Source organism: Mesorhizobium muleiense, from assembly GCF_900099905.1.
Taxonomy (GTDB): domain Bacteria; phylum Pseudomonadota; class Alphaproteobacteria; order Rhizobiales; family Rhizobiaceae; genus Mesorhizobium; species Mesorhizobium muleiense.
In genome coordinates this window covers 12,059-35,291 of record NZ_FNEE01000031.1, presented here as the reverse complement: position 1 = coordinate 35,291, position 23,233 = coordinate 12,059, and the positions used below count along the sequence as shown (strand labels likewise).

General features: G+C 63.3%; 19 protein-coding genes. 11 read left to right on the top strand and 8 right to left on the bottom strand.

Annotated elements, in window-relative coordinates:
* Positions 1-80: 80 nt before the first annotated feature.
* Genes BLT09_RS30575 through BLT09_RS30555 form a run of 5 tightly spaced genes read left to right on the top strand, consistent with a single transcriptional unit; the run spans position 81 to position 5,278 of the window.
* A complete protein-coding gene (locus BLT09_RS30575; RefSeq protein ID WP_091600245.1) occupies positions 81-1,622 on the top strand; it encodes a sugar ABC transporter ATP-binding protein in 1,542 nt (513 codons plus the stop codon).
* Positions 1,619-2,596 carry an ABC transporter permease gene (locus BLT09_RS30570; protein ID WP_091600244.1) on the top strand — a complete coding sequence of 326 codons (978 nt, stop codon included), beginning with the start codon at positions 1,619-1,621 and terminating at the stop codon, positions 2,594-2,596. The genes BLT09_RS30575 and BLT09_RS30570 overlap by 4 nt, the downstream gene beginning before the upstream one ends.
* The gene (locus tag BLT09_RS30565; protein WP_023803290.1) at positions 2,593-3,594 is read left to right on the top strand and encodes an ABC transporter permease; all 1,002 of its coding nucleotides are present in this window, start codon (positions 2,593-2,595) and stop codon (positions 3,592-3,594) included. Before BLT09_RS30570 ends, BLT09_RS30565 begins: the two co-directional genes overlap by 4 nt.
* Positions 3,594-3,911: an L-rhamnose mutarotase gene (gene rhaM, locus BLT09_RS30560; RefSeq protein ID WP_091600243.1), complete on the top strand. Its 318-nt coding sequence runs from the start codon at positions 3,594-3,596 to the stop codon at positions 3,909-3,911. Before BLT09_RS30565 ends, rhaM begins: the two co-directional genes overlap by 1 nt.
* Entirely contained in the window at positions 3,908-5,278 is a 1,371-nt protein-coding gene (locus BLT09_RS30555) for an FGGY-family carbohydrate kinase (RefSeq protein WP_091600242.1), read from the top strand. Before rhaM ends, BLT09_RS30555 begins: the two co-directional genes overlap by 4 nt.
* Here the strand turns inward: BLT09_RS30555 and BLT09_RS30550 are convergent, their stop codons facing one another.
* The 3 genes from BLT09_RS30550 to galE all read right to left on the bottom strand — a co-directional run bounded on the left by BLT09_RS30550 (position 5,279) and on the right by galE (position 9,834).
* Positions 5,279-7,105, bottom strand: a complete 1,827-nt coding sequence (locus BLT09_RS30550; protein ID WP_091600241.1) for an alanine racemase — start codon at positions 7,103-7,105, stop codon at positions 5,279-5,281.
* A gap of 370 nt (positions 7,106-7,475) precedes the next feature.
* Positions 7,476-8,726 carry a D-amino acid dehydrogenase gene (locus BLT09_RS30545; RefSeq protein WP_091600264.1) on the bottom strand — a complete coding sequence of 417 codons (1,251 nt, stop codon included), beginning with the start codon at positions 8,724-8,726 and terminating at the stop codon, positions 7,476-7,478.
* 112 nt (positions 8,727-8,838) lie between these two features.
* Positions 8,839-9,834, bottom strand: coding sequence for a UDP-glucose 4-epimerase GalE (gene galE / locus BLT09_RS30540; RefSeq protein WP_091600240.1), 996 nt, complete (start codon positions 9,832-9,834; stop codon positions 8,839-8,841).
* A 281-nt stretch (positions 9,835-10,115) separates the two neighbouring features.
* Between galE and hemA the strand changes: the two genes are divergently transcribed.
* Complete coding sequence (gene hemA, locus BLT09_RS30535) at positions 10,116-11,393, top strand: 5-aminolevulinate synthase (protein ID WP_091600263.1); 1,278 nt, start codon at positions 10,116-10,118, stop codon at positions 11,391-11,393.
* Positions 11,394-11,530: 137 nt separating this feature from the next.
* Here hemA and BLT09_RS30530 read toward each other — a convergent pair whose 3' ends face one another.
* Together BLT09_RS30530 and mscL are read right to left on the bottom strand one after the other, a co-directional pair.
* Positions 11,531-12,697 (bottom strand): pyridoxal phosphate-dependent aminotransferase, encoded by a 1,167-nt coding sequence (locus BLT09_RS30530; RefSeq protein WP_091600239.1) that lies wholly within the window; start codon positions 12,695-12,697, stop codon positions 11,531-11,533.
* Positions 12,698-12,809: 112 nt separating this feature from the next.
* Complete coding sequence (gene mscL, locus BLT09_RS30525) at positions 12,810-13,232, bottom strand: large conductance mechanosensitive channel protein MscL (protein ID WP_091600262.1); 423 nt, start codon at positions 13,230-13,232, stop codon at positions 12,810-12,812.
* A gap of 247 nt (positions 13,233-13,479) precedes the next feature.
* Here mscL and BLT09_RS30520 point away from each other — a divergent pair, with 247 nt between their 5' ends.
* Positions 13,480-16,968 (top strand): hybrid sensor histidine kinase/response regulator, encoded by a 3,489-nt coding sequence (locus BLT09_RS30520; protein WP_091600238.1) that lies wholly within the window; start codon positions 13,480-13,482, stop codon positions 16,966-16,968.
* A 10-nt stretch (positions 16,969-16,978) separates the two neighbouring features.
* On the opposite strand, the gene BLT09_RS30515 is transcribed toward BLT09_RS30520, so the two are convergent.
* Together BLT09_RS30515 and BLT09_RS30510 are read right to left on the bottom strand one after the other, a co-directional pair.
* A complete protein-coding gene (locus BLT09_RS30515) occupies positions 16,979-17,638 on the bottom strand; it encodes a response regulator transcription factor (RefSeq protein ID WP_023803301.1) in 660 nt (219 codons plus the stop codon).
* Between the two features lie 125 nt (positions 17,639-17,763).
* The gene (locus tag BLT09_RS30510; RefSeq protein WP_091600237.1) at positions 17,764-18,201 is read right to left on the bottom strand and encodes a hypothetical protein; all 438 of its coding nucleotides are present in this window, start codon (positions 18,199-18,201) and stop codon (positions 17,764-17,766) included.
* A gap of 173 nt (positions 18,202-18,374) precedes the next feature.
* Between BLT09_RS30510 and BLT09_RS30505 the strand changes: the two genes are divergently transcribed.
* Genes BLT09_RS30505 through BLT09_RS30495 form a run of 3 tightly spaced genes read left to right on the top strand, consistent with a single transcriptional unit; the run spans position 18,375 to position 20,730 of the window.
* Positions 18,375-18,725, top strand: a complete 351-nt coding sequence (locus BLT09_RS30505) for a DUF952 domain-containing protein (RefSeq protein ID WP_091600236.1) — start codon at positions 18,375-18,377, stop codon at positions 18,723-18,725.
* Positions 18,722-19,798 (top strand): quinone-dependent dihydroorotate dehydrogenase, encoded by a 1,077-nt coding sequence (locus BLT09_RS30500; protein WP_091600235.1) that lies wholly within the window; start codon positions 18,722-18,724, stop codon positions 19,796-19,798. Before BLT09_RS30505 ends, BLT09_RS30500 begins: the two co-directional genes overlap by 4 nt.
* Positions 19,799-19,827: 29 nt before the next feature.
* On the top strand, positions 19,828-20,730 hold the full coding sequence (locus BLT09_RS30495) for a histone deacetylase family protein (protein ID WP_091600234.1): 903 nt from the start codon (positions 19,828-19,830) through the stop codon (positions 20,728-20,730).
* Positions 20,731-20,760: 30 nt separating this feature from the next.
* On the opposite strand, the gene BLT09_RS30490 is transcribed toward BLT09_RS30495, so the two are convergent.
* Complete coding sequence (locus BLT09_RS30490) at positions 20,761-21,024, bottom strand: DUF6460 domain-containing protein (RefSeq protein ID WP_091600233.1); 264 nt, start codon at positions 21,022-21,024, stop codon at positions 20,761-20,763.
* A gap of 264 nt (positions 21,025-21,288) precedes the next feature.
* Between BLT09_RS30490 and BLT09_RS30485 the strand changes: the two genes are divergently transcribed.
* Entirely contained in the window at positions 21,289-23,160 is a 1,872-nt protein-coding gene (locus tag BLT09_RS30485; RefSeq protein WP_091600232.1) for an acyltransferase family protein, read from the top strand.
* Positions 23,161-23,233: the final 73 nt, after the last annotated feature.

The following is a 23,233-nucleotide window of genomic DNA, read 5'->3' as shown; positions in this document are numbered from 1 at the left end:
GGAGCCCTTCAAGCCGGCGCGGCGGAGCTCAAGTTCCGCCGCGTCCTCAAACGGACCTTGCTTAAGGGCTTGATACGACTATGGACACGACAGCCCAACTCGACCCGACCACTGAGCAGCCTTTGGCTGCGGCTCCGCGCCTGACCCTGGCCGGCATCTCGAAGAGTTTTCCCGGCGTGCGCGCGCTGCATGATGTCAGCCTGTCGCTCTACCCAGGCCAGGTGACCGCGCTGATCGGCGAGAACGGCGCCGGTAAGTCGACGCTGGTCAAGATCATGACAGGCATCTACCAGCCTGATACAGGCACGATCAGCATCGATGGCCAGGCCGTGACCTTGCCCAGCGCGCATGCCGCCTTCGGGCACGGCATCACCGCCATCCACCAGGAAACCGTGCTGTTCGACGACCTGACGGTGGCCGAGAACATCTTTCTCGGCCATGCGCCGCGATCGCGCGTCGGCACCATCGACTGGCGCACCATGCGCAAGAATGCCCGTGAAGTACTGAACACCATGGGCGCCGGCCACATCGACGCCGATGCGCGGCTGAAGGATCTCGGCATCGCCAACAAGCACCTCGTCGCAGTCGCCCGCGCCATGTCGATCGACGCCCAGATCGTCATTATGGACGAGCCGACCGCAGCGCTGTCGCTGAAGGAGATCGAGGAGCTGTTTTTGCTGGTCGAGTTCCTGAAGAGCGAAGGCAAGGCGATCCTGTTCATCAGCCACAAGTTCGACGAGATCTATCGCATCGCCGACCGTTACACGGTGTTCCGCGACGGCGAGATGATCGGCGAAGGCCTGATCAGGGATGCCGGCCAGAGCCAGATCGTGCGCATGATGGTCGGCCGCGCCGTCGACCACATCTTTCCGCAGCGCAAGGCCGAGATCGGCGCGCCGGTGCTTGCCGTCTCCGGCCTGTCGCACCCGACCGAGTTCGACGACATCGGCTTCGAGCTGCACAGAGGCGAGATCCTCGGCTTCTACGGCCTTGTCGGCGCCGGGCGCAGCGAGGTGATGCAGGCGATATCAGGCATCACCCGCACCAGCAGCGGCACCATCACGCTGGAAGGCAAGGCGATCATGCCGAAATCGGCGGCGGATTCGATCGACGCCGGCATCGTTTACGTGCCGGAAGAACGCGGCAAGCAAGGCGTGGTGATCGGCCTGCCGATCTTCCAGAATATCTCGCTGCCCTCGCTCAAGCGCACATCCAAGTCAGGTGTGTTGCAGCTGGCCGAAGAGTTCGCGCTAGCCCGTTCCTATACCGAGCGGCTCGATCTGCGCGCCGCCTCGCTCAGCCAGGACGTCGGCACTTTGTCGGGCGGCAACCAGCAGAAGATCGTCATCGCCAAATGGCTGGCGACCGCGCCCAAGGTGATCATCCTCGACGAGCCGACCAAAGGCATCGACATCGGCTCGAAGGCCGCCGTGCACGGCTTCATGGCCGAGCTGGTCGCTCAAGGGTTGTCGGTGATCATGGTGTCGTCCGAACTGCCCGAGATCCTTGGCATGTCCGACCGGGTTGTGGTCATGCGCGAGGGCCGCATCGCCTCGATCTATGACAACAAGAAGCTCGACGCCGAGACGCTGGTCAAGACGGCAGCAGGGATCGCAGCATGAAGGCTTTTCTGAAGTATCGCGAAGTCTGGCTGCTCGCGGCAATCGTCGTGCTGATCGGGCTGATCTCGATGCGCTTTCCGGGTTTTGCCAATCCGGCCAATCTGCGCCAGGTGTTCAACGACACCTCGATCCTGATGATCCTGGCGCTGGGGCAGATGGTGGTGATCCTGACCCGCTCGATCGACCTGTCGATGGCGTCGAACCTGTGCTTCACCGGCATGGTGGTGGCGATGCTGAACGCCGCGCATCCGGCAATCCCGATCCCGCTGCTGATCGTCGTCGCACTTCTGGTCGGCCTGGTGCTCGGCGCGATCAACGGCCTGCTGGTATGGCGGCTGAACATTCCCTCGATCGTGGTGACGCTCGGCACGCTCACCATCTATCGCGGCGCCACCTTCGTCATTTCAGGCGGCGCCTGGGTCAATGCCGATCAGATGAGCCCTGATTTCATCGGCCTGCAGCGCGCGGCCTTTCTCGGCATTCCAGTGCTGTCGTGGATCGCCATACTGGTCATCGCCTTGTTCTTCCTGTTGATGACGCGCACCGCGCTCGGCCGCTCGATCTATGCCATCGGCGTCAATCCGACAGCATCGATCTACGCCGGCATCGATGTCGGCCGCACCAAGTTCATTGTCTTCTGCATCTCGGGGATGGCCGCCGGTCTGTGCGGCTATCTCTGGATCTCACGCTATGTCATCGCCTCGGTCGAGGTCGCCAATGGCTACGAGCTCAACATCATCGCCGCCTGCGTCATCGGCGGCATCTCGATCGCCGGCGGCATCGGCTCGGTCGGCGGCGCGGTGCTTGGCGCGCTGTTCCTCGGCATCATCTCCAACGCGCTGCCGGTCATCAACATCTCGCCGTTCTGGCAGATGGCGATTTCGGGCAGCGCCATCATCCTGGCCGTGGTGCTCAATGCGCGCGGCGAACGCCGGCAAGGCCGCATTATTCTCAAGAAGGCGGAAGCGGCATGACCGACACCCCAGCCCCGCGCCACATTCCCGACCGGCTCGACACGCCGCTCAACTCGGCGATCTTCTCGTGGGAGGCGCTGCTGGTCGCGGTGGCGGTCGCCATCTTTGCCGTCAACAGCTTCGCCTCGCCCTATTTCCTCGACGCGTGGTCGCTGTCGGACCTGACCTTCAACTTCACCGAGAAGGCGCTGATCGCGCTCGCCATGGCGCTGCTGATCATTTCCGGAGAGATCGACCTGTCGGTCGCCGCCATCATTGCACTGGCCTCGACGATGATGGGCATGGCGGTGCAGGCCGGCGCCGGCACGCCGGTGCTGGTGGCGATCGGCATCCTGGTCGGGCTCGGCTGCGGCGCCTTCAACGGGCTGCTCGTCACCAGGCTCGGCCTGCCGTCGATCGTCGTCACCATCGGCACGATGAGCCTGTTTCGCGGCATCGCCTTCATCGTCCTCGGCGACCAGGCATACAAAGGCTATCCCTCCAGCTTCGCCTTCTTCGGCCAGGGCTATGTCTGGTGGGTGGTGTCGTTCGAGCTGACGCTGTTCCTCGTCGCGGCGGTCATCTACTGGTTCCTTCTGCACCGGACCAGCTTCGGCCGCCGCGTCTTCGCCATCGGCAACAACCCGGTCGCGGCACAGTTTTCCGGCGTGCGTGTCGGCCGCATCAAGTTCATCCTGTTCTGCCTGACCGGGCTGATGGCGGGCATCGCCTCGGTGCTGATCACCTCGCGGCTCGGCTCGACCCGGCCATCGATCGCGCAAGGCTATGAATTGGAAGTCATCACCATGGTGGTGCTGGGTGGCGTCAGCATCCTGGGCGGCGCCGGCAGCATTTTGGGCGTGGTGCTCGCTGCCTTCATCATGGGGCTGGTGACTTTCGGCCTGGGGCTGCTCAATGTGCCCGGCATCGTCATGTCGATCTTCATCGGCCTGCTGCTGATCATCGTCATCGCGCTGCCCATCGTCTGGCGGCGGGTGCGGCGGGAGCGTTTTACCTGATGGCCGAGAAATACGCGTTCAAGATGAAGCTCAATCCCGGCATGAAGGCCGAATACAAAAGGCGTCATGACGACATCTGGCCGTCGCTGGTCGCACTGCTGAAACAGGCCGGCGTTTCCGACTATTCGATCCATCTCGACGATGAGACCAACACCTTGTTCGGCGTGCTGTGGCGGCGCGACGGCCACGGCATGGACGACCTGCCGAAGCACAAGGTGATGCAGCGCTGGTGGGCTGAAATGGCCAACATCATGAAGACCAGGCCTGATAACGAGCCGGTGGCGGTGCCGCTGGAAACAATGTTCCATATGGAATGACCCGCCACGTCGCCGTCATCGATATCGGCAAGACCAACGCCAAGGTGGCGCTGGTCGATCTCGCCGATCTGCGCGAAGTTGCGCTGCGCCGCATGGCGAACGCGCCTGTCCTTGACGGTCGCTACCCGCACCACGATGTCGAGCTTCTGTGGTCGTTCATCCTCGACAGCCTCGCCGAGATCAATCGCGAACAGCGCATCGACGCGATATCGATCACCACCCATGGCGCGACGGGCGTGCTGGTGGACACTTCCGGCGAATTGGCACTGCCGGTGCTCGACTATGAATTTGCCGGGCCCGACACCCTTGCCGAGGACTATGACACGAACCGTCCGGCCTTCGCCGAGACGGGCACGCCGCGCCTGCCGGTCGGCCTCAATCTCGGCGCGCAGCTGTTCTGGCAGCAGAAGCGCTTCCCGGCGGAGTTCGCGAAGGCCGCCGCGATGCTGATGTACCCGCAATACTGGGCCTTGCGCCTGACCGGCGTCACCGCCAATGAAGTGACCTCGCTTGGCTGCCACACCGATCTGTGGAACCCGTGGAAGGCCGATTTTTCGTCGCTGGTCGACAAGATGCAATGGCGCCATCTGATGGCGCCGGTGCGGCCGGCGAAAGATCGCCTTGGCCCGATCCTGCCCGCGCTTGCGATACGGACCGGGCTTGATCCGCAAACGCCGGTGTTTTGCGGCTTGCACGATTCCAACGCCTCGCTGCTGCCGCATCTCCTGTCCGATACGCCGCCGTTCTCGGTCGTCTCGACCGGCACCTGGGTGGTGTCGATGGCGGTTGGCGGCAACAAGGTCACGCTCGACCCGGCCCGCGACACGCTGGTCAACGTCAACGCGCTCGGTGATCCAGTGCCCTCGGCACGCTTCATGGGCGGCCGTGAGTTTTCGCTGCTGACGGACGGCCAATCGGAAGACTGGACCGAAGCGGATATCGCCACAGTGCTCGCGCGGAAGACGTCCCTGCTGCCTTCGACCCAACAGGGTTCGGGGCCGTTCCCGCATCACAGCGCCGCTTGGCTCGGCGCGGACGGCATCAACGGCGGCCAGCGCTTTGCCGCCATCTCTTTCTACCTGGCGCTGATGACCGCGACCTGCCTCGACCTGATCGACGCCGGCGGCCCGACGACCGTCGAGGGGCCGTTCGCCCGCAATCGGCTTTTCACGCGCATGCTCGCTGCAGCCACCGCACGTGCCGTCATCGCGTCGGAGGCCGCAACAGGCACCAGCATCGGCGCCGCCCTGTTGGCGTCGGACCAAGGAACGGTACAAGGCGCCGGCGAAAGGTTCGAACCGCCGGTCGACCCGGCCTGGGCGGATTATGCACGTTCATGGCGCGCGGCGGTCGACGCACAGGGCTGATCACAAAATCCGCTTGCCAAACGCCGACATGACGAAATTGACCGTTTCCGCCGCCAATCGCGGTTCCAGAGCTGATGTCAGGCCGGAAACGTCCATCGACAACAGCCCGCCGGACAACGCGATCGCCTCCATGGTCTGATGCGTTTCGCGCACCGTAATGCCGCCGGAGCCTGCCGCCCAGCCGGCGAATTCGGTCACCTCAGGCGAATAGCTGACATGAAAGCCTTGCGTGCCGGAGGAGGCGATGCGGATCGCCTCGTGCATCACGTCGCGCATGCCCATGGCGTCGATGTCGGTCATGGTGAAGGCGCAGACGCGCGAATCCTTCAGCACCCGGGCCTCGGCCGGATCGGCATGGCGCAAACCGACAATGACGACGTTTTCCGGTGACAGTTGTGGCTGCAGCGCGCCGGGCTTGTGATCGAGACCCAGCGCCCGCGCCAGCACCGAACGTTCCGGCAGGTCGATTCCGTCTTCGTCCTCGGGCATCAGCGCGGCGATGGAATCGATCCAGATCAGGCCAAACGAGTGCGTCGCCCGCGCTGTCGCCGTCAGCGCCTTGTGGGCGATGCGCCGGTCGCTGCCGGCGGTGAGCCGGACCAGGCCGGACGGCGGCCGCTCGATATCGGCCAGTTCGACGACATCGAAATTCATCGCCTCCAGCCGGGCGCCGGTCGCCTCCCTGGCGAGGATGCCGGCCGCCGCCGGTTCGGCAGATATCGACACCATCTTGCGGCCGGAGAAATCCTCGACATCGTGCATTGGCGCCTTTTCGACATATTCCGAGGTCATCGCCAGCAGCATGGCGCCATAGCTCATGCGGAAGGCGACACGGTCGCCGACGGCGGGTGGCGGCTCGGCATCGGTCACGTCGAGAAGCAGGTGGTCGCTGGAGGCGCCGAGCACCCGCACGCCCTTGGCAATCGGCGTCAAACCTTCGATCAAGACATCCTCGCGGCCGATATTGGCGATGGCGCGCAACCTGTCGCCATCGTCGGCAAACACCGGCTGGTTGCCGAAAGCGTCGTAGCCGGATTGGCCGATCGGCCGCGACGGCTTCAGCTTGACCTCGATGATGTCGCTGGTCAGCCGGCAGGCATCGGGTTCGAGTTCGGCCCATGGCGTATCGCGAAAAGTCTCGACGCCACCCTGCAGGATCGCCTCGCCAACCCGCAGATTGTTGATGCCGGCGGGCAGCCTGCCTTCGAGCAGCAGCGTCAGCGACGATGACGCGCCGCCAGAGATCCAGTCGAGCCTTGCGCCGGACAGGCGCTCGGTCTTGTAGGCGTGGGCGACGAGCTGCCCGAGATTTTCCTGCGTCGGCATGATGGCGCCGAAGCAGCCGAGATTGGTGCCGATGCCGGCGATGCGCACGCCGCTGAGCGCCAGTATCTGCTCGACCGTGGGGATGAGGTCGTTCGGCCAGATGCCTTCCCTGAGGTCGCCAAGATCGATCATCAGCATGATGTCGTGGACGCGGCCCATGCGCTCGGCGATGCGCGATAGTTCGCGGATGGTGGCGAGCTCGGATTGCAGGCTGATGTCGACAGTGCGCACCACCTCCTCGATGCGTGCCATCGGCGGACTGCGCAGCAGCATGATCGGGGCGGTGATGCCGCTGTCACGCAGCCGGCGGATGTTTTCGAACCGCGATTCGGCGATGCCGGCGACGCCGCCGCGCAGCATGGCACGCGCCACCTGCGGCATGCCGCAGGTGCCCTTGGTGACGCCGAATACCCTGATGCCGGACAGGGCGCAGCGGTCGACGACGGTGCGCGCGTTGCGCTCGATGCGGCCAAGATCGATGGCGACTTGCGGTCCCGACATTTTTCTACTCAGAATTTGTGCACGGTATTAGACGCATTAATCTTCTCGGCGTCGCCTAGCTGGCGACAATCAATATGAATCCGCATTGAGGTCGTGTTCATGCCGGAAACCAGGGCTCTTGTGTGTGGGCATGTCTTTCGCTCAGAGAGGCCAGTCACATTGGTCATTCGTCATCTCGATGGGGAGTGGCAACTAACCTGTGGCGAGCACGATCATCTCGCAGACTGCGAAGATTTCGAAGTTGTCGGCTTCAGGCACCTCACCGCCAGGCAAGCTAATCTGACGCAGATTGGAGAGCTTGAATGCGGCTGGCTTGCCCAATGGGTGCTGGGAGAATGGATCCGGTGCCGACACGACGATTAATTCTCCCTCAATTGACGTAGACCAGCCCTTGCGGGTCGATCTCCGGCTTGCGGCCGGCGACCACATCGGCAAGGAATTTTCCCGAGCCGCAGGCCATGGTCCAGCCGACATGGCCGTGGCCAGTATCGAGATAGAGATTGCTATAGCGCGCCCGGCCGATGACCGGCACCGAGTTCGGCATCATCGGCCGCAGACCGGCCCAGAGCTCGGCTTTGTTCTCGTCGAAGGCGCCCGGGAAAAGCTCCTTGCCGGTCCTGAACATGGCGGCGAAATCGCTCGGCTTGTGGCTGCGGTCGAAGCCGGTGAACTCGGCGGTCGAAGCAAGCCGCAGCCGGTTGCCGAGCCTGGAATAGCCGATAAGCTGATCCTCGTCGGCGCCGCCCATGGTCGGCCCCTTGCCCTCGTCCTCCAGCGGCACGGTCGCGGTGTAGCCCTTGACCGGATAGACAGGCAGGTCGATGCCGTAGCGGCGGCCGAGCAGGCCACTCTCCGGCCCCATCGAGATGACCACGGCGTCGCCTGTTATCGGGCCGGCCGAGGTCATCACCGCGCGCACCCGATCGCCTTCGATGTCGAGGCCTTCGACCGTCGTGCCGTAGAGGAACTGGACGCCGAGTTTCTCGGCGGCATAGGCAGCGAGGTTTCGGGTGAATTGGCTGGAGTCGCCGGTCTGGTCGATCGGCGAATAGACGCCGCCGGCTATTTTGTCCCTGGCCCCGGCAAGGCCGGGCTCGATCTCGACCAGCCGGTCGCGGCCGACGATCTCGATCGGCAGACCGTGCTCGGCGAGATAGCGGTAATTGTCGGTGCCGGTATCAAAACTCTGCTGCGAGCGGAAGAAATAGAGAATGCCCTTCTTGCGCTCGTCATAGTGAATGCCGGTGTCGGCCGAGATGGCGTTGATGCAGTCGCGCGAATAAAGCGCCAGGCGCAGCTTGATGTCGGTGTTGGCGCGCAGTCGCGCATGCGTGCATTGGCGCAGGAAGCGCAGGCTCCAGGCGAAGAAATAGGGATCGAAGCGCAGCCGCACCTTGATGCCGAGATCGTGGTTGTAGAGCGCGCGCAAAAACGTCCTCAGCGCAGCGGGCGAGGCCCAGGCGGTGGCGTCGCCGGGCGACACCAGGCCGGCATTCGATTGGCTGGTGCCGCGCGCCGCCATCGGATGGCGCTCGATCACGGTCACCTCGTGGCCGTCGCTCGCCAGATAGTAGGCCGCCGCCGTGCCGACGACGCCAGCGCCAAGGACCAATATCTTCATGCCGCCCCCAAGGATCAGACGCGGCCGAAACGCCTCCACGTTTCAGCCGCGCAGTTCCTTCAATAGCGCTTCCACGCTCGACCTACGAGCCCACGGAGAAAAAACCGGGACTTCAGCTCCGCGCCGAATTCTTGCCGGTCAGGATACGCTCCCAGGCCAGCGCGTCGGCGACGATCCGGTCGAGGTCATCGCGTTGCGGGGTCCAGCCGAGCTCGCGGCGCGCCAGCTCCGAATTGGCGACCACCGCCGCCGCGTCGCCCGCACGGCGCTCGCCGATCCGCACGTCGAAATCACGGCCAAAGACGCGGCGCACGCTGTCGATAACTTCGAGCACCGAATAGCCGTGGCTGTAGCCGCAATTGGCGACGAGGCTTTTCCCCCCGGCGCGCAGCCGTTCCAGCGCCAGCCGATGCGCCGCCGCCAGATCGCTGACATGGATGTAGTCGCGCATGCAAGTGCCGTCGGGCGTCGGATAGTCGGTGCCGAACACCTTCATGAAGGGCCGCTTGCCGAGCGCCGTCTCGCAGGCGACCTTGATCAGATGCGTGGCGCCCGGCGTCGACTGGCCGGTGCGGCCCCTCGGATCGGCGCCGGCGACGTTGAAGTAGCGCAACGCCGTATAGCGCAAGCCGTGGGCGATTGCGGCGTCGCGCAGCATCCATTCGCTCATCAGCTTGGACAGGCCATAGGGCGATTCCGGTGCAAGGCGCGCATCCTCGCGCACCGGCTCCAGCCCGGCGCCGCCATAGACGGCGGCGGTCGAGGAAAAGATGAAATTGGGCACGCCTTCGTGCACCGCGGTCTCGATCAGCGTGCGCGTCTTGCAGGTGTTGTTCTCGTAATAGCCGAGCGGGTCGGCGACCGATTCGGGAACCACGATGGAGCCGGCAAAATGGATGATCGCATCGACATGATTGTCGCGGATGACCCCGCCAACCAGCTCCTTGTCGGCGACATCGCCGACGACAAGCTTTGCCTCCGGCGCCACGGCCCATTCGAAGCCGGTCGAAAGCCGGTCGAGGACGACAACGCTCTCGCCCGCGTCCAGCAGTTCCCAGACCATATGGCTGCCGATATAGCCGGCGCCGCCTGTCACCAAAACCGTCATCCGTGTCCTCGCTGCTCAAGATTTGTCGGAAGCTGTCTCAACACCCGCCTTACTGGAAAGCCTGCCACCAGGCCATTAGTCCATGTCCATCAGTGCCTGCGGTAACCAGTCTCATCGGCGCATGGCATCGTCCTGAAACAAAATTGATCCACATCAAGGGAATAGGCCATGATCCGTGGCCGTTAGGAACAGGCTTGGGGCGTGGCATTTTGACCAAAAAGGCCAAGTAGACGGCGAATAGGGCAATGATTATGATCCCACGCAAAAATTGGGAAGCCGAAATGAACTATCAGCGGTTCTTCGAAGACGCGATCGACCAGCTCCACGCCGAGCGTCGCTATCGCATCTTCGCCGACCTCGAGCGCATCGTGGGGAACTTCCCACGCGCCATCTGGCGCGCCAACGGCCGCGCCCAGGAAATCACCGTCTGGTGCTCCAACGACTATCTCGGCATGGGCCAGCATCCCGACGTCATCGCCGCCATGCAGAACGCCGCCGGCAAGATGGGATCCGGCGCCGGTGGCACCCGCAACATCTCCGGCACCAGCAATCCGCTGGTCGAGCTCGAACTGGAGCTGGCCGACCTGCACGACAAGGAAGCCGCGCTCGTCTTTACCTCCGGCTTCGTCTCCAACGAAGCTTCGATCTCGACCATTGCGCGGCTGCTGCCCAACTGCCTGATCGTCTCGGACGAGTTGAACCACGCCTCGATGATCGAGGGCGTGCGGCGTTCGGGCGCCGAGAAGAAGATCTTCCGCCACAACGACGTTGCGCATCTCGAAAGCCTGCTGCAGGCGGCGGGCCGCGAGCGCGCCAAGTTGATCGTCTTCGAGAGCGTCTATTCGATGGATGGCGATGTCGCGCCGATCAAACAGATCGTCGAACTTGCCGAGCGCTACAACGCCATGACCTATATCGACGAGGTGCATGCCGTCGGCATGTACGGACCGCGCGGCGGCGGCATCACCGAGCGCGAAGGGCTGGCCGACTGTATCGACATCATCGAAGGCACACTGGCCAAGGCGTTCGGCACGCTCGGCGGCTATATCACCGGCACAAGTGCGGTGATCGATGCCGTGCGCTCCTATGCGCCGGGCTTCATCTTCACCACGGCGCTGCCGCCGGCCATTGCCGCCGCGGCGACCACGTCGATCCGCCATCTCAAGCGCTCACAGGCCGAACGCGCCGCGCAGCAGCGCCAGGCGACGCGGACGAAGCAGGTTCTTACCGCCGCGGGCCTGCCGGTGATGGACTCCGCTACCCACATCGTGCCGCTGCTCGTCGGCGATCCCGAACTGTGCAAGATGGCCAGCGACCGCCTGCTCGGCGTCCACGGCATCTACATCCAGCCGATCAACTACCCGACCGTGCCGCGCGGCACCGAACGGCTGCGCATCACCCCGACGCCATTCCATTCGGATCAGCTGATCGCGGCGCTTCAGGACGCGCTGGTCGAGACCTGGGATGCCTTGGGCATCTCTTACGGTTCTGCGGGCCGGCCGGCGGTGAGGGAAAGCGACCGCGTCATTCCGCTGCTGGTGCCGAAGTCCGGCGGCTGAGCTTCCGCTACCTTCGTCTTCCTAGGGCGTAGCAAGGAGCGAAGCGACGCGGCGCAGACCCTAGCATCCATGCCGTTACGTTGGCCAAGGAGTGCAACGGTTCGCAGCTGTCCGGCTTGGCGCGGACCTCAACAACCTCACACACTTTTCATCCACTTCGCCAGCCGGTGCGCGGCCTCCTCGAGCTGGTCGAGGCGGCGGTGGAAGCATAGCCTGAGGAAGGCTTCGCCGCCGGGACCGAACGCGGTTCCGGGCGCCAGGCCGACATTGGCGCGGTCGACGATGTCGAAAGCGGCGGCGCGTGAATCGGTGATGCCGTCAACTGCGAAGAACAGATAGAACGCGCCCTGCGGCACGGTAAAGCGTGCCCTGCCGGTCGCAGCCAGGATGCCGCAGACCAGGTCACGCGCCGCCCTCGCCCGCTCCACCTGCTCGACGATGAAGGCGTCGCCTTCGTCGAGGGCGACGACCGCGCCGCGCTGCATGAACTGGGCAACGCCCGAGGTCGAATACTGGACCAGGTTCTCGAACACCTGCTGCAGGCAGGGATGGACCTTGATCCAGCCGACCCGCCAGCCGGTCATCGACCAGTTCTTGGAAAAACTGTTGACGAACAGGATGCGATCCTCGTCGGCCATGATGTCGATGAAGGACGGCGCGCGGCTGTCGCCGTAGTGGAACAGCGAATAGATCTCGTCGGCGATGATCCACAGCCCCCGTTCGCGGGCAAGGTCGAGGATCGCCTGCAGCGTCTGCCTGTCGGCGGTCCAACCGGTCGGGTTGGACGGTGTGTTGACGAACAGCGCCTTTGTCCTTGGCGTGATCGCCGCCTCGATCTTGCCGATGTCGCAGGACCAGCCATTGCCGGACTGGTCGAGCGTGACTGCGACCGGGACGGCGCCCGCCACGCCGGCGGCTGCGGCGAAGTTCGGCCAGGCCGGCGACAGATAGACGACCTCGTCGCCATTGCCGGCGACAGCGTCGAGCGCAAGCTGGATGGCATGCATGCCAGAGCCGGTGACGATGAATTCTTGCTCGGCGACGCTCTTGCCGAAATGCCTGATGTAATAGCGGGCGAGCGCCTGCCGCAGTTCGGGGATGCCTTTCTGCCAGGTATAAAAGGTTTCACCGCCGGCCAGCGCCCGGGCAGCGGCATCGGTGATGAAGGCGGGCGTCGGTAGGTCGCCCTCGCCGGCCCAGAGCGGGATCATGCCGTCGCGGTCGCGGCCGCGGTTCATGACGGCGACAATGCCGCTTTCGGGCGCGGCCCGGGCCTCGGCGCGCAAATTCTCGATCAGGGTCATGGATGGATCCGTTTTTCGCCTTCCGGACAGCTAGCGTGTTTTGCGACAGGCGAAAATAGAAAACCCCGGCCGAAATCGACCGGGGTTTTGGTCCAGAGATCTTGCCCCTGCGCTATTTCCTGGCGAGGAGATCGCGAATTTCGGTGAGCAGCGCGACATCGGCCGGCGGAGCGGCAGCAGGCGCAATGGGCTTCTCACGCTCCAGCCGCCTGCGCAGATCATTCACCGCTTTGACCATCAGGAAGATGATGAAGGCGAGGATGATGAAGTTCAGCGCCACGGTGATGAAACTGCCATAGGCGAAGACTGCGCCCTGCCTCTTGGCTTCCGCCAGCGATGTGGCGTTGACCGCTGAGGACAAGGGCAGGAAATAATTGTTGAAGTCGAGTCCGCCGAAAATCGCCCCGATTATCGGCATGATGATGTCGTTGACTAGGGATTCGACGATCTTGCCGAAGGCGGCGCCGATGATGACGCCGACGGCCAGGTCCATGACATTGCCCCTGGAAATGAATTCCTGGAATTCTTTCAGCATCCGACCCTCCTTGTCCTGACGGGTCAGGCCGCCGCCTCTGCCCGCTTCGTTCGGCCCCGCTTCGTACCCCCAACTGGCACAATAGCAAAAACCTGCGGTTGCAGCATCGGCAAAAGACCGGTTCCGGCCAAAATTTCCCGAAGCCGCAGCCATCCTGCGCCGAAAGCCGCGATGGACTTGATCGCCAAGCTGTGATTGCGTCTCAGCATGCCGGATGCAAAAACCGGCAAGGGAGGATTTTTAGGCCGTGCAGGGCTGGTTCATCGTCATCATCGCGATCGCCTATGTGACGTTGCTGTTCGTCATCGCCAGCCTCGGCGACCAACGCTCGACGACATCCGGGCCTGACCGGGCCCGGCCCTTCATCTATGCGCTCAGCCTGGCGATCTACTGCACCTCCTGGACCTTCTTCGGTTCGGTCGGCCTTTCCTCCGAGCGCGGCCTCGAATTCCTCGGCATCTATATCGGCCCGGTGCTGGTGTTCGTGTTCGGCTTTCCGCTGCTTCGGCGCATCGTCAGGCTGGCCAAGACAGAGAAGATCACTTCGATCGCCGACTTCCTCGGCGCCCGCTACGGCAAGAGTTTTGCCGTGGCAGCGATCGCCACGCTGATCGCGACGATCGGCGCGGTGCCTTACATGGCATTGCAGTTGAAGGCGATTTCCGGCTCGGTCAGCCTGATGGTCGAGCATTATACCGGCTCGCCGCCTTCGTTCGATCCATTCGTCAGCGACATCTCGCTGGTCGTCGCCACGCTGCTTGCGCTATTTGCGGTGCTGTTCGGCACGCGCCACGCCGACGCCACCGAACACCAGGACGGGCTGGTGCTGGCGGTAGCGGTCGAAACTGTGGTCAAGCTCGCCGCCTTCCTGGCAATCGGCCTGATGGTGACCTTCCTGATCTTCGGCGGCCCGGGCGATATGGTCGACAAGCTCGCCGAGAATTCGCAAGTTCAGCAAGCGATGAGCTACAGCACCTCGCTCGCAACCTGGCTGGTGCTGACGTGTTTGAGCGGTTTCGCCATCATCATGCTGCCGCGCCAGTTCTATGTCACCATCGTCGAGAACCGCAGCGAGGCCGAACTGCGCACCGCGACATGGGTGTTTCCGCTCTATCTGGTGGCGATCAACCTTTTCGTGCTGCCGATCGCGCTCGCCGGCCTGGCGCTGGTCGGCACCAGGACCAGCAGCGACCTCTATGTCCTGTCGCTGCCGCTGCTCAGCGGTCACGATGTGTTGGCCATGGCGGCGTTCATCGGCGGCCTGTCGGCGGCGACCGCGATGGTGATCGTAGAAAGCGTCGCGCTGTCGATCATGATCTCCAACGATCTCGTCATTCCACTGTTTGTGCGTCGCCTGCTCAAGACCACGACATCCGAGAACGAGGACTGGTCAGCGCTCATCCTCAACGTGCGACGGGCGGCGATCTTCATCATGCTGTTCGTCGCCTTCCTCTATTATCGCGAGAGCACCAACAGCGCGCGGCTCTCCTCGATCGGCCTGATGTCGTTCGCCGCGATCGCGCAGTTCGCGCCGGCCTTGATCGGCGGACTGATCTGGCGCGGCGCCAACGGCAGGGGGGCGGCGCTCGGCATGGTCGCCGGCATCGTCGTCTGGAGCTATACGCTGCTGCTTCCTTCGCTCGCCGCGTCCGATACCGGCATCGTCGTCCACGGCCTGTTCGGTTTCGAAGCGTTGCGGCCGCAAGCTCTGTTCGGCACCGTCGCCGAGCCGCTGAACCACGGTGTCCTGTGGAGCCTGTCGGTCAACACGCTGTTCTTCGTGCTAGGTTCGCTGTCGCGCGCGTCGGTGCCGCTGGAGCGCATCCAGGCGTCGATTTTCGTGCCGCGCGAGGCGAGCCCGATGCCGAGCCTGCGCCGCTTCCGCACCACCGTCACCGTCAACGACCTCAAGGACACCATCGCGCGCTATCTCGGCGTCGAACGCACTGAACGGTCGTTTCAGTCGTTCGAAAAGAGCAACGGCGCTTCGCTGCACGGCAACGAGCAGGCCAGCATGGACGTCATCCGTTTCTCCGAGCAGCTTCTGGCAAGTGCCGTCGGCTCCTCTTCGGCGCGGCTCATCCTGTCGCTGCTGCTGCGCCGCAATGATCGAGAGGCGAAGGACGCCTTTCGCCTGCTCGACGACGCCACCGAAGCGCTGCAGCACAACCGCGACCTGCTGCAGATCGCGCTCGACCAGATGGAACAGGGCATCACCGTCTTCGACAGGGATTTCCGGCTGATCTGCTGGAACCGCCAATATCGGGCGCTGTTCGACCTGCCCGACGAGATGGGCCAGGTCGGCGTCTCGCTCGACCGCATCCTGCGCCACCTTGCCGAGCGCGGCGACATTCCGGCCGACCAGCGGGTGGTGATGCTCAACCGCCTCACCAGCTTCGTCAGCCCCTGGCAGATGGAGCTGAAGACCAGCGGCCGCATCCTGGAATTGCGCTCCAACCCGATGCCGGATGGCGGCATCGTTGCCACCTATGCCGACATTTCCGGGCGCGTTGAACAGGACCTGGCGCTGAAGCGCGCCAATGAAACGCTCGAACAGCGCGTCAAGAACCGCACCGTCGAACTGACCCGCGTCAACGAGGAGCTGGCACAGGCGCAGATGCTGGCGGAGGAGGCCAATCTCGGCAAGACCCGCTTCCTCGCTGCCGCCGGCCATGACATCCTGCAACCGCTGAACGCTGCTCGTCTCTATTGCTCGTCGCTGATCGAAAAGGCCGGCAAGGGACCTGCGGGCAAGGCCGCGATCAACATCGAATCCTCGCTGGAATCGGTCGAGACCATTCTCGGCGCAGTCCTCGACATTTCCCGTCTCGACGCCGGCGCGATGAAACCGGACGACACGGCCTTCAGCCTGGACGGACTGCTGCGCCAGATCGGCAACGACTTTCAGCCGCTTGCCGCCGAGAAGAAACTCAGCCTGACGATCATGCCATCGTCGCTCAGCGTGACGACTGACCGCAATCTGTTGCGCCGCCTGATCCAGAACCTCGTATCCAATGCCATCAAATACACCCGCCATGGCCGCATCCTGGTCGGCGTGCGGCGGCGCGGCGAACTGGCCGAGATACAGGTGATCGACACCGGCATCGGCATTGCCGCCGACAAGCTGAACACGGTCTTTCACGAATTCACCCGGCTCGATGAGGGCGCCCGCGAAGCCGAAGGCCTGGGGCTCGGCCTTTCGATCGTCGACCGCATCGCTCGCGTCTTGCGCCTCGAACTCCAGATATTTTCAAGCCCGAGCAAGGGCACACGCTTTTCCGTCGTCCTGCCGGTCGCGGCAGTGCAGGAGCCGCGGCGCGAGATCGAGGCCAAGGCGCCGGTCCGCACGGCTGCTTCGCTTGCCGGGCTCCGCGTGCTCTGCATCGACAACGACGCCCGCATCCTCGACGGCATGCGGCTGCTGCTCGAAGGCTGGGGCTGCAGCGTCGACACGTTTGCCGGCTCGGGGGACCTCGAGGGGTCCGGCATGCGTCGACCCGACATCGTGCTTGCCGACTATCATCTCGACGGCGAGACCGGCCTTGACGCGATCGCCAAACTGCGCGCTATTCATGGCCATGACATGCCGGCGGTGCTGGTCACCGCCGACCGCTCGAGCGAGGTGCGCGCCAGCGCCGGCAGGCTCGACGTGCCGGTGATCAACAAGCCGCTCAAACCAGCGGTGCTGCGCTCGATGATGGCGAGGGTCAGACCGCTGGCGTCGGCAGCCGAGTAGCGCCGGAGGGTCAGCCGGCCGCCGCCAGCGGGTCGCTGCCGATCTTGGACAGCAGGATCACCGCCTGGGTGCGGCTGTCGACGCCAAGCTTCTGCAGAATGGCCGAGACATGCGCCTTGATCGTCGCTTCGGAGACACCGAGCTCGTAGGCGATCTGCTTGTTGAGCAGACCTTCGGCCAGCATGCCGAGCACGCGCGTCTGCTGCGGCGTCAGCGTCTGCAGCCGCTTGATCAGATCGGATATCTCGGGATCGCGCTCGACGCCGAGATCGATGCCGGTGGGCGCAGCGATGTCGCCGGCAAGCACCGACTGCACAGCGCTGCGGATCTCCTCCATGCTGGCCGATTTGGAGATGAAACCCGAAGCGCCGAGGTCGAGCGCGCGCCGGATGGTCACCGGATCGTCATGCGCCGACACCACCACCAGCGGCACCGTCGGATGGATGCCGCGCAGCGAGATCAGGCCGGAAAGGCCGCTCGCGCCCGGCATCGACAGGTCGAGCAGCACCAGATCGACGTCCTCATTGGCCACGACCAGCGCCTTGGCGCTTTCGAAATCGCCGGCCTCATGAATGCCGGCGACGTCGCCGATGCCGGCAAGCGCCTCTCTCAGCGCACCGCGAAAAAGCGGATGATCGTCAGCGATGACGAAAGTATAGCCTGACGGCACATGGCCCTCCCCGAATCCCATTGATGATTGTCTGCTTCTTGCGGGATCAGTCGAACGATTATGCGGCGATATCAGCCGTTTTCAAGCGGCAAGCCGGTGCGCCGGGCTTCCCCGGTGAACGGTGCTCAGGTTTTTTGCGAATTGGGCTTGAGGCCATCCTCGCCGCTGTCCTTTTCCATGTCCTTGACGATGCCCATGAAGCCGCGCAGGAAGCGCTCCATGTAGCTCATCGTCTTGTTGAAATCCTCCTCGCTGGGCAATGTCGACTCAAAGCGGGCGGCAAGCGAGTTCTCGAGCTTGACGACGCGCTGGTCGAGCGCCTTCACCGAATTTTGCAGCCGGTCGATCTCGTCCTGGAAGGCGGCGCGTTCATCGGCCGCCATCTTGCAGACGAGCTGGCCGGAACGCTCCTCGCAGATCGACATCGCACCGGTCTGCGTGTCCATGCGGACATAGCCGGTCGCCGACTTTTCCAACCGGTAGCGGTCGGCTTCCTCGGAAAAGGCTGATGCCGCGACGAGCGAGACGAGGGCTGCAGGGATCAAGACGTGCTGCGGACGCATATTGTTTGTCCTCCATAGGCCAGTAAGCGCAATCTTATCGCATGTTTGCGCCGGAAATGGGGAAGAACCCTGGCCTTTACCTTGACGCAGGTTCCTGTCGGAAAACCGTGTGACACTTTTCCGGAACCTGCTTGCCTCTTCCCCGTACGATTGGTTCGGACTATAGCGCAACCATGTCTCAGCTTATCTACAAGATAGTGCCTGAACCGCTGTGGCGCGAGGCCGAAAGAAATCGCCGCTTCACCGGCGCGCCGATCGATGTCGCCGACGGCTTCATTCATTTTTCCACCGCCGGCCAGGCTAGGGAAACCGCGGCAAAACACTTTGCCGGCCAGACCGGGCTGCTGCTGGTCGCCGTCGATGACGCCAGACTGGGCGATGCGCTGAAATACGAGGTCTCGCGCGGTGGTGCGCTGTTCCCGCATCTTTACGGCCCGCTCGACCTCAACGCCGTCGTCTGGGTGCAACCATTGCCGCTCGGCACCGATGGCCGGCACCAATTCCCGACACTGGAGGCCGAATGAGCGTGCTCGACCGGCTCGGCCAGAGGTTCCTGTTCGCATTCGATCCGGAAGCCGCCCACGGCCTGTCGATCGCGGCGCTGAAATGCGGGCTGCCGACAGGCGGGAGACCCGTGCGCGACGACTGGCTGAAAGTCAGCGTCTGCGGCATCGATTTCCCCAATCCACTCGGCATGGCCGCCGGCTACGACAAGAACGCCGAGGTTCCCGATGCGCTGCTTGGCCTAGGCTTCGGCTTTGCCGAGATCGGCACGATCACGCCGCTGCCGCAGGCCGGCAACCCGAAGCCGCGCATTTTCCGGCTGACATCTGACGAAGCGGTGATCAACCGGCTGGGCTTCAACAATGAGGGTCACGCGGCCGCCGAACAACGGCTTGCCGCCCGCAAGGGCCGCGCCGGCATCGTCGGCGTCAATATCGGCGCCAACAAGGACAGCACCGACCGCGTCGGTGACTATGAACGCGGCGTTGCCAGGTTTGCGCCACACGCCAGCTATCTGACGGTCAACATCTCCTCGCCGAACACGCCGGGCCTGCGCAACATGCAGGCGCGTGAACAGCTTGGCGAGTTGCTGTCGCGCGTCATGGCCGCACGTGCGGCAGCGGCCGCGCAGCCGCCCATCTTTCTGAAGATCGCGCCGGACCTGGTCGAGGCCGAGCTGGAGGATATCGCCGCCGAGGTCACCGAGAAAGCAATAGACGGCGTCATCGTCTCCAACACCACCATCGCGCGGCCGCGGCTGCGCAGCGCCGATCTTGCCGGCGAGACCGGCGGGCTTTCGGGAAAACCGCTGTTCGAGCGCTCGACCATCGTGCTGGCAAAGATGCGCAAACTGCTTGGCCCGGACCCCGCCATCATCGGCGTCGGCGGCGTCGATTCCGCGGAGACGGCACTCGAAAAGATCCGCGCCGGCGCCGATCTCGTCCAGCTCTACACCGGCATGATCTATGCCGGGCCGGCACTGCCGGGCCGCATTGTTGCGGGTATGGTCCGGTTCGCCGACATGCAACGGCTCAAATCACTGCGCGAGTTGCGCGATACCAGCCTCGAGCGATGGGCATCCAAGCCGCTCTAACCCGAAGTCGCTCTAAAAAGCTGCCGCTCATGCCCCTGCAGATCGTTCATCATCCCGACTACGACGCCGGTTTTGCCGTCAACCATCGTTTTCCGATGAGCAAATACAAGCTGCTGATGGAAGCCTTGGGCGCGCGCGGACTGGCCGGCCCCGCCGCGCTCAACATGCCCGAGCCGGCCCCGGCATCATGGCTGAAGCTTGCCCATGCCGCCGGCTATGTCGACCAGGTGCTGACCTGCGAAGTGCCAGAAAAAATCGAGCGCGAGATCGGCTTTCCGGTAGGCCCGCGCGTCTCGCTCAGGGCGCAGCTCGCAACGGGTGGCACCGTGCTGGCGGCGCGGCTGGCGTTGCTGAACGGCATCGCCTGCAATACCGCCGGCGGCAGCCATCATGCGCGGCGCGCGCAAGGCGCCGGCTTCTGCACCTTCAACGATGTTGCGGTGGCTTCACTGGTGCTGCTTGCCGAAGCAGCCGCCGGCAATATCCTGATCGTCGATCTCGACGTGCATCAGGGTGACGGCACGGCCGACATTTTGGGCGCTGAAAGGCGCGTTTTCACCTTTTCAATGCATGGCGATCGTAACTATCCGACGCGCAAGACCGCTTCCGACCTCGATATCGCCCTGCCCGACGGCATCGGCGATGCGGCCTATCTCGAAAGGTTGGGCGGCATCCTGCCGGAACTCACCGCCAGGGCGCGCTGGGACATCGTTTTCTACAATGCCGGGGTCGACGTTCATGCCGAGGACCGGCTCGGCAGGTTGTCGCTGTCGAACGACGGGCTGCGTGCGCGCGACGACATGGCGATCCGTCATTTCCGCGCGCTCGGCATCCCGGTCTGCGGCGTTATCGGCGGCGGCTATTCGACTGACGTGGCGGCTTTGGCCGCGCGCCACGCCATCCTGTTCGAAACGGCCTCAGGCTTCGCCTGACGCACGCTGACCTTCGGTTCGGCGTCTGCTCTATTTCCGGTAGTTGGCGATCCTGAGCAGGATGAAGGCTGGAATGACGATCGCCGCACCCAGCAGGATGTAGCCGAGGAAACGGTCAATAGCGCGGAAGCCCAGGTTCCAGAGATCGACGAAGGCATTGCGGATGCCGTAGAGCACATCCATCGGCGACCAGCCGAAAGCGTTCATGACAAGGCCGACGAGGAACGACAGCACCAGCAGCTTCAGGAGCACCCGGAGCGGCGTGTCGCCGAGAAAGCGCGTCAGTGCGGACAAGGCGTGTCTCCAGATTCGGTTGCCCCGATTCGGGCACAACTCCAGAAATACGCACTTGGCCGCCCGGCATCAAGGCGATCGCTCAGTTGCTACTCAGTTGCTCTGGGCGGCGCTTTGCCGAATTGTGCTCTTGACACTTATGTTGCAGTGCAGCAAAATTGGGCGACAGAGGGTAACCAGTTGATATCGAACTGCCAGACTCATCGCCCGGTGATGGACGGACTGCGCTGCCTCACCGCGACTTGCGAACACAGGGCTTCTTGAATGAAGTACAGGCGCGATATCGATGGTCTTCGGGCCGTTGCGGTACTGCCGGTCGTACTCTTCCATTTCGGCATCTCGGCAATTCCAGGCGGCTTTACCGGCGTCGATATCTTCTTCGTCATATCTGGTTACCTGATCACCGGAAGCCTGCTGGACGACCTTGAACGCGGCCAGTTTTCGATCGTCAGCTTCTACTGGCGCCGCGCCCGGCGCATCCTGCCGGCGCTGATCTTTGTCACGCTTCTCACCTGTATTGCGGCCTTGTTCATTCTTCTACCGTCGGATCTGCATGAATTCAGTCTCAGCGTCATAGCGGCTTCGACTTTCTGGTCGAACATCTATTTCTGGAAAACGTCAAATTACTTCTCGATCGATGCTGAGCTCCGACCGCTGTTGCATACGTGGTCGCTTTCGGTCGAGGAGCAGTACTATATCTTTGCCCCGATCCTGATGTTCCTGATCTATCGCTATTTTGGCAAACGCTGGCTGACGATACTCCTGCCGATCATCCTCGGCAGCTTCGTGCTGGCGGTCATGGCGACGTGGCTGGCGCCAAACGCGGGATTCTACCTGCTGCCGACACGGATCTGGGAGCTCATGCTGGGCGCCGTGCTCATGCTGAAACGCCCCCCGCCCCTGAGCAGCCGGTTTGTTATGGAACTGCTCGGGTTGGCCGGATTTGGCCTTCTTGCCATCGGGTTCTTCACGATTTCGGAGAGCGATCCGTTCCCGGGCTACAACGCCTTGTATCCTTGCGTCGGAACGGTCCTGCTTATCTATGTCGGCCAAAACAGCCCCTCGACGATGATTACCCGCCTGCTCGAAGTCCGACCGCTGGTATGGATCGGCCTCATCTCCTATTCGCTGTATCTTGTTCACTGGCCGATCAATGCGTTCGCGCACTATCTCTCACTAGAAGAATTCGACCCGTCGATGACCGTTGCGTTGACGGTAGCAAGCCTCGCGCTGGCTGCGTTTTCCTGGAAGTACGTCGAGCAGCCGTTTCGGCAGAAAAGGAGCTTCACCGCCCCGGCGCCCATCTTCGCCTTTTCAGCGGGCGCAATCGCTGTTCTTTGCCTTGGCGGGGCGGCGGGGGCGCTCGGCAACGGCTTTCCGCAACGCTTTCCAGACTATGTCCAACAGCGGATTCCTGTCGGGGACTGGGGCAATGGCACCTGTTTCAACGAGGGCTTCAGCCGGATCGAAAACTGGAATATCGAGGATTGCACGCGCACACGCGGCTTCCCTACAACCGTTTTGTTGTGGGGTGACTCGTTCGCCGCCCACTATGTTCCAGGCCTGGACGCCAACATAAATCAACTCCGGGCCAATATCGTGGAATACACCTACGCGGGCTGTCCCCCGATTCTCTCCTACTTCTCCTATGGACGCCCGGATTGCATGCGGTTCAATCAGCAAGCCCTGAAGATTATCCAGGACGCTGGCATCAAGACGGTCGTGCTCAGCGGTCGGTGGACCGATTATGAGGCCAGAAGTTTCGACGGTCTCCAGCAAACGATCGATACCGTTCGTGGTCTGGGTGTGCGTGTGTTTGTCATCGGCCAGTCCCCGCAGTTCATAACCGATGTTCGGAAAATCGCGTTCTTCGCAAAGCGCGAAAATCTCGATGATACGTCGTGGCCAATGGCCATGGATCCCGACATCAACAACCGTGTGCGCGCATTTACCAAAGGCGCCACCTTTATCGATCCGCTGAATTTCCTCTGTAGCGCCGGACGCTGCTCTTACGCCGACGCAGGCCAGTTCCTCTATTTCGACTATGGCCATTTTTCTACCATCGGGGCCACTCTGGCCATTTCGAAATACTGGCCGGCCTTTGCCACAGACGATGCCGTTGCCACGACGGAGTAACAGTCGGCCCGCTGGCAAGGCACGAGTGCACACGAGTATACGCATAACGATTGCCCGAATGCCGGCTTGCGTG

Excerpts from the sequence above, each read along its gene's own strand:
- BLT09_RS30545 (WP_091600264.1), bottom strand. The coding sequence starts at position 8,726 with ATGAAGATATTGGTCCTTGGCGCTGGCGTCGTCGGCACGGCGGCGGCC.
- BLT09_RS30570 (WP_091600244.1), top strand. The coding sequence starts at position 1,619 with ATGAAGGCTTTTCTGAAGTATCGCGAAGTCTGGCTGCTCGCGGCAATC.
- BLT09_RS30485 (WP_091600232.1), top strand. The coding sequence starts at position 21,289 with ATGAAGTACAGGCGCGATATCGATGGTCTTCGGGCCGTTGCGGTACTG.
- rhaM (WP_091600243.1), top strand. The coding sequence starts at position 3,594 with ATGGCCGAGAAATACGCGTTCAAGATGAAGCTCAATCCCGGCATGAAG.
- BLT09_RS30555 (WP_091600242.1), top strand. The coding sequence starts at position 3,908 with ATGACCCGCCACGTCGCCGTCATCGATATCGGCAAGACCAACGCCAAG.
- BLT09_RS30505 (WP_091600236.1), top strand. The coding sequence starts at position 18,375 with ATGTCTCAGCTTATCTACAAGATAGTGCCTGAACCGCTGTGGCGCGAG.
- BLT09_RS30500 (WP_091600235.1), top strand. The coding sequence starts at position 18,722 with ATGAGCGTGCTCGACCGGCTCGGCCAGAGGTTCCTGTTCGCATTCGAT.
- mscL (WP_091600262.1), bottom strand. The coding sequence starts at position 13,232 with ATGCTGAAAGAATTCCAGGAATTCATTTCCAGGGGCAATGTCATGGAC.
- BLT09_RS30575 (WP_091600245.1), top strand. The coding sequence starts at position 81 with ATGGACACGACAGCCCAACTCGACCCGACCACTGAGCAGCCTTTGGCT.
- BLT09_RS30495 (WP_091600234.1), top strand. The coding sequence starts at position 19,828 with ATGCCCCTGCAGATCGTTCATCATCCCGACTACGACGCCGGTTTTGCC.
- BLT09_RS30550 (WP_091600241.1), bottom strand. The coding sequence starts at position 7,105 with ATGTCGGGACCGCAAGTCGCCATCGATCTTGGCCGCATCGAGCGCAAC.
- BLT09_RS30565 (WP_023803290.1), top strand. The coding sequence starts at position 2,593 with ATGACCGACACCCCAGCCCCGCGCCACATTCCCGACCGGCTCGACACG.
- BLT09_RS30530 (WP_091600239.1), bottom strand. The coding sequence starts at position 12,697 with ATGACCCTGATCGAGAATTTGCGCGCCGAGGCCCGGGCCGCGCCCGAA.
- hemA (WP_091600263.1), top strand. The coding sequence starts at position 10,116 with ATGAACTATCAGCGGTTCTTCGAAGACGCGATCGACCAGCTCCACGCC.
- BLT09_RS30510 (WP_091600237.1), bottom strand. The coding sequence starts at position 18,201 with ATGCGTCCGCAGCACGTCTTGATCCCTGCAGCCCTCGTCTCGCTCGTC.
- galE (WP_091600240.1), bottom strand. The coding sequence starts at position 9,834 with ATGACGGTTTTGGTGACAGGCGGCGCCGGCTATATCGGCAGCCATATG.